This window comes from Mesorhizobium sp. M7A.F.Ca.CA.004.04.2.1, assembly GCF_004022825.1.
Taxonomy (GTDB): Bacteria; Pseudomonadota; Alphaproteobacteria; order Rhizobiales; family Rhizobiaceae; genus Mesorhizobium.
On sequence record NZ_RZPH01000749.1, the window covers coordinates 1 to 3,049 of the forward strand.

Below are 3,049 nucleotides of genomic sequence, written 5' to 3' on the forward strand. Positions count from 1 at the left end.
CATCGAAGCCGCCGGCGAGATCGACGGCCAGCGACAGGTTGGGGCTGGAAAAATGCTCAAGCGATGCGAGCGGATTGGCGACGCCGTCGAGATCGGGCAGCAACCGCTCGAGCGCGACCAGATCGATGTCCGGGCGTGCCTTGGCGATGGCCGCCAGCACCGATCGGAGGGCCGGTATATCCGCTTTGGCCAGCCAGTTCGGGTCCGCGGCGACGAAGTTGCCGTTGGCGTGGCGCCCACCCATGAAGCGGGCGATCCGGAACGGCCCCCTGGCGGCAACCTCCAGCGCCAGCGAGAAAACCGGTTTGCCCTCGGCACTCAGCGTCGCGACGAGCAGGTCCGGTCGTGTCTCGGTCGCCCAGTTCTGGACCCAGGCAGCACTCTGCGCCGGCCCAAACAGGGCCGAGCGGCAGAACTCGGCATAGGCCGCGAGTCCGTCCGTGGACGCCACTGAAATCGACAGGCCGGCATGGTCCCGTGGCAAGGCGCGCGACGATGCCTCGGTCGCCGCAAGCCGATTGCCGTCAAATGACGCGGTTGCGTCAACCATACCTCAATCCTTAGGACGTATTGATCGCGATTTGGGGGTTCGCATAGGCGCATTCCGTGCTTGGATCAGCCTAGGCGCAAAAGGTGAATGAATGATCGACGGCGGGGAGGCAATCCGGAAACTGGCGCTGAACGTCGCCCGCTATACCGGCCTTGCACCGCTGGCCAAGCCGTTCATCGGCGGCATCGGCGCCATCCTGATGCTGCACCGTGTTACCGCGACGCCGGAAAAGCCGGACAGCGTCAACCGGCATCTGAATATCGCGCCCGGCTTCCTTGACGCCATGATCGCCGACATGAAGGCGCATGGCTATGCCTTCGTCTCCATGGACGAAGCCGTTGAGCGCATCAAGGCAGGCGGCAAGGGCGGTCAGTTTGCCACCATCACCGCCGACGACGCCTATCGCGACAACATGGTCGAGGCGCTGCCGGTGTTGGAGAAGCATGGCGCGCCGATCACCATCTATGTCGCACCCGGGCTGATCAACGGCACAGCAGACCTGTGGTGGGACGTTGTCGAGGACATCGTCAACGCGCGCGATACCTTGACGCTGACGCGGCCGAATGGTCCGCTGGCGATCGATTGCTCGACCCCCGCGAAGAAGCTGCAGGCCAATGCACGCCTGCACGCCTATCTCACCTCGGAAATCCGCGAGGAGGACCTGCAGGCCGTGTTGCGTGACCTGGCTCGCGCAAACGGCATCGACGCCGACGGCCCACGCTTGCGCACATTGATGAGCTGGGATGAAATCCGTCGCATCGCCGCGCATCCGCTGGTGACGATCGGCGCCCATACGATCAACCACAGCAATCTGAAGCGGCTCTCCGAAGCCGATGCCCGGCACGAGGTTGGCGCCGTGCGCGCCATGTTGCAGGCCGAACTGGGCGAAATGCCCCGCCATTTCGCTTATCCCTATGGCTATGCCAGCGCTGTCGGCTGCCGCGAAGTGGGTTTTGCCCGCGATGCAGGCTATATCTCCGCCGTGACGACGCGCCACGGCGTGCTGCGCGCCGAGCATGCCGGGTTCCTGCACGCCTTGCCGCGCATTTCCGTCAACGGCCGCTACCAGAGCCTCGCCCACATCCGCACCATGCTGTCGGGCGTGACGACGCCGCTCGCCAACGCCGGCAAGATGGTTGTCACCATCTAACGCTGGCGGTTTCGCCTAGCGCTTGGCCCTCGGCTCCAGCATCAACCATTTGATGATGCCCATCGCCGGCAGCACCCACAGCAGGCCGCTGAGCAGGAAGAACAGGAAATGCACCCACGGACCCGACTCCGACAGCCGGGCGACCGCGAAGATCGATGCGACCAGCGCATAGATGATGACCAGCGCCACCAGCAGAAACATTCCGATCAGCTTTTTCAGGCGCAGGGGCATGGCTGGTCTCCTGATCGAGCATGCCGGAATTCGCACAAGAGGCCTGGCAGGCTCATGGGGTATCGGCCTCGCATAGGCCTTGAGGCGAGACTGTGCAACCGGTGAGACGCGGCGCGACGGCGTGCCGCGCCGTATGGTCTTGCCAGCACGGGTGCGATGGTCCACCAATCCGCCAAATCAACCTGCCGGGACAAGATCATGGCTGCCATATCAGCTGCCGCGCCATACGTCGCCCGCGACCGCGACCTGCATAACCGGGCGCTGCTGCGCGGCTGGCTCTATGTGGTGCTTCTGGTGCTGTTTGCGCTGGTGCTGGTCGGCGGCGCCACCAGGCTCACCGATTCCGGCCTGTCGATTACGCAGTGGAAGCCGATCCACGGCGTGATCCCGCCGCTCAACGATGCCGAGTGGCAAGAGGAATTCCAGCTCTATCAGCAGATCCCGCAATATGCCGAGCTCAACAAGGGCATGAGCATCGAGGCGTTCAAGTCGATCTTCTGGTGGGAATGGGCGCACCGCATCCTGGCGCGCAGCGTCGGCCTGGTCTTTGCCCTGCCGCTGCTGTTCTTCTGGGCGACGCGCCGCATCGAGCGCGGCCTGGGAGCGAAGCTGGTGGGCATTCTCCTGCTCGGCGGCCTGCAAGGCGCCATCGGCTGGTGGATGGTGGCTTCAGGATTGGTCGACCGGGTCTCCGTCAGCCAGTACCGGCTGGCGACCCACTTGACACTCGCCGCGCTGATCTTCACCGCCACCATGGTGGTCGCGCGAGGATTGGCGCCGCATTCCGAACCCGCCGCCGATCGGTCGACGCAGAGGCTGGCCGGCTTCATCGTGCTGCTGGCGCTGATCCAGATCTATCTCGGCGGCCTGGTAGCCGGGCTCGATGCGGGCCTGAGCTACAACACCTGGCCGTTGATGGACGGCAAGATCATCCCTGGCGATCTGCTGATCCTCGAGCCGGCATGGCGCAACTTCTTCGAGAGCCCGAAGACGGTGCAGTTCGTCCATCGGCTTGGCGCCTACACGGTTTTCGTCGTGGCCTTGTGGCACATGATCGCCACGCGCCGGCGGCTGCCTGAAACAACGCATGCGCGGCGCGCGACGCTGCTGTTTCTACT

Annotated in this window: 3 protein-coding genes and 1 pseudogene; 2 read left to right on the forward strand and 2 right to left on the reverse strand. The window is 64.6% G+C overall.

Annotated features, from left to right (window positions below; genetic code table 11):
- Positions 1-550: pseudogene (locus tag EN893_RS26320) on the reverse strand (GNAT family N-acetyltransferase); the annotation flags it as partial.
- A gap of 91 nt (positions 551-641) precedes the next feature.
- Here EN893_RS26320 and EN893_RS26325 point away from each other — a divergent pair.
- Positions 642-1,700: a polysaccharide deacetylase family protein gene (locus EN893_RS26325; protein ID WP_127267070.1), complete on the forward strand. Its 1,059-nt coding sequence runs from the start codon at positions 642-644 to the stop codon at positions 1,698-1,700.
- 15 nt (positions 1,701-1,715) lie between these two features.
- Here the strand turns inward: EN893_RS26325 and EN893_RS26330 are convergent, their stop codons facing one another.
- On the reverse strand, positions 1,716-1,931 hold the full coding sequence (locus EN893_RS26330; protein WP_013532215.1) for a DUF2842 domain-containing protein: 216 nt from the start codon (positions 1,929-1,931) through the stop codon (positions 1,716-1,718).
- 198 nt (positions 1,932-2,129) lie between these two features.
- Between EN893_RS26330 and EN893_RS26335 the strand changes: the two genes are divergently transcribed.
- Positions 2,130-3,049 (forward strand): COX15/CtaA family protein (locus EN893_RS26335; protein ID WP_206640177.1); only part of this gene is annotated, 920 nt, incomplete at its 3' end.

Coding starts and splice junctions, on each gene's coding strand:
- EN893_RS26325 (WP_127267070.1), top strand. CDS start 642: ATGATCGACGGCGGGGAGGCAATCCGGAAACTGGCGCTGAACGTCGCC.
- EN893_RS26330 (WP_013532215.1), bottom strand. CDS start 1,931: ATGCCCCTGCGCCTGAAAAAGCTGATCGGAATGTTTCTGCTGGTGGCG.